The organism is Caballeronia sp., from assembly GCF_049581465.1.
In the GTDB taxonomy this organism is placed as follows: domain Bacteria; phylum Pseudomonadota; class Gammaproteobacteria; order Burkholderiales; family Burkholderiaceae; genus Caballeronia.
Map to the genome: position 1 here is coordinate 1 of NZ_JBAUSA010000718.1, position 1,507 is coordinate 1,507.

Genomic DNA, 1,507 nt, shown 5'->3' on the forward strand with positions numbered 1-1,507 from the left:
TGCGCCGTGTCGATGACGCTGACGCGGGGACGCGTGGTGGACGAAGCTCTGTTCGCCGCGCGCGCTTCAATCGTCCCGGTCGGGCGCGAGAGCGTCAAGGCGCGGCGAGTCGAAGCGTCCGATTTCATCGCGCGAGGGCAGGGGCCTTCGACGCAGGCGATCGGCGTCATTCCGGGCAAGATCATCACCGATCGTGTTCCGGTGACCCTGCCGTTCAAGAATCGCGAGCGCGGCCTCGATCTAAGCCAGGACGTGCTCAAGGTCTCGGTCGTCGCGCGTCACGGAATCAATGACAACCACGCCACGGCCTTCGTCAAAGGCTTTGGCATGAAGCGCGGCGCGATCGCGTCCTCCGTCGGCCACGACAGCCACAATTTGTGCGTGGTCGGCGCGGATGAAGTCGACATGGCGGCTGCGGTCAACCGCTTGCGCGAAACCGAGGGCGGGTTCGCGGTCGCGTGCGACGGCAAGGTCATCGCCGAACTGCCTCTGCCGGTAGCGGGCCTCATGAGTCTCACGAGCTTTGAAGCGGTACACGAAGAATTGATCCCGCTACGCGCTGCGGCCAAGGGCTTAGGGGTGACCCTTTCCGAGCCCTTCCTGCAAGTGGCCTTCCTCCCGCTGCCCGTGATCCCGCACCTCAAGATCACCGACATGGGACTGGTCGACGTCGACAGGTTCGAGTTCGTGCGCGACTAGAATTCGCTGCGATTCTTGGCGTGTCAAAGTAAGTTGAAACACTTCAAGCAGAGTCGCTTCGCTTCCTGAAATGGAAGCGGATATACATACTAAATACGTTCACAACCGGCGTTCCCTTTCCTCAAATGGCTATCGCAAGAACCGGACTGAACCGTGTACGACGAACTTGTTTGGGGTTGTCACTTCTCGCAAATTCTAGCAGCCTGAACTGATGCTTACGGGGGGCCGTCTCTGGGGACAGGTTTTAAGCATCGATTTACTTTAGCTATTGGTGTTGAGATATGGGCGAACGGACTCGATCACCCGGAGCCTTCCGACCGGCGCGGCAGGTCAGCTCCTCTACAAGCGAGGTCGATCCCGTTACAAACAACGCTCGGCACCGTGTTCTTATCGTGGACCTGAACAATTTCGCGACGTTTCCGACGTTGGCTGTCGGCGTGCTTGTCTCCGCGCTACGTCAGGAAGGACATGAGGTCCAGGTCTTATGTCCGCTCGCCCACGATGTTCCAGCGGCGGAAAGAGAGAGACAGGAGAACTGGTTCGATCATTTCAAGCAAAGACTTCATCTGACCGAAGCGCCTTGGCTGCGAATTCCAAGAAACTTGGCCCGCACAGTGCGTGAAGCGTGGGTGGAACGACCGCATCCAACGGTGCTGAGGGAAGTCGAACGCGCGCTGGAGCGCGGACCAGACATCATTCTTCTGTCTGCCTATTTTCAGCACTTCAACAGCGTGAAAGAAATTGGAGAACGGGCGCTGAAGAAAAGAATCCCCGTGCTTCTCGGTGGGGCCATGTTTAACAACAGTGA

General features: G+C 58.5%; 2 protein-coding genes. Both read left to right on the forward strand.

The genetic code is table 11. The features are described from left to right. Positions 1-699: adenine deaminase C-terminal domain-containing protein (locus WCA53_RS17665; RefSeq protein WP_423913240.1), on the forward strand; the 699-nt coding region annotated here is incomplete at its 5' end. Positions 700-1,091: 392 nt separating this feature from the next. Continuing rightward, a partial coding sequence (locus WCA53_RS17670; RefSeq protein ID WP_423913243.1) for a hypothetical protein occupies positions 1,092-1,507 on the forward strand: 416 nt, incomplete at its 3' end.